This window comes from Achromobacter sp. Marseille-Q0513 (assembly GCF_018195695.1).
Taxonomy (GTDB): domain Bacteria; phylum Pseudomonadota; class Gammaproteobacteria; order Burkholderiales; family Burkholderiaceae_B; genus Achromobacter.
Genome location: NZ_JAGTJY010000583.1, coordinates 1 through 395, shown reverse-complemented (window position 1 = coordinate 395; position 395 = coordinate 1). Strand labels below are relative to the sequence as shown.

Sequence of the window (395 nt, the reverse complement as noted above, 5' to 3'; positions counted from 1 at the left end):
AATTGCAAACCGCCGTCCCACCAGTAGTAGATCCCCCGCAAGCCGCCGCGCTTGCCCTTGCCTCGGCGCGCATCGCCGTAGCGCAGCTTGCGCAGCCCGCCAGTGCCTTCGATCAGGTCACCGGCATCGGGCCGCAGCATCATGGTGTCCTGCAAGCCGCGAAAACCATCATCATCGAGGTAACGGGACCGATGACGCAGAAACGCGGGCAACTCGATGAACAAGGCCTTCATGGCATGCACGTATCAAATATACGTAAATAACGTATAGATATCAACCAGCGACATATAGCGCACTGTCTGAAAATCACTGGGACTTTCCCGGCTACGGGACCAGCTGACACGTGGAAACGCGTCCAGCCAGGCAAGGATTCTGGCCAGGCTCGCCTCAGGCGT

1 protein-coding gene is annotated in these 395 nt (G+C 58.5%); it reads right to left on the bottom strand.

The features are described from left to right. The coding region (locus KDH83_RS31855; RefSeq protein WP_212323189.1) for a toxin at positions 1–233 on the bottom strand (233 nt) is incomplete at its 3' end. Positions 234–395 lie beyond the last annotated feature (162 nt).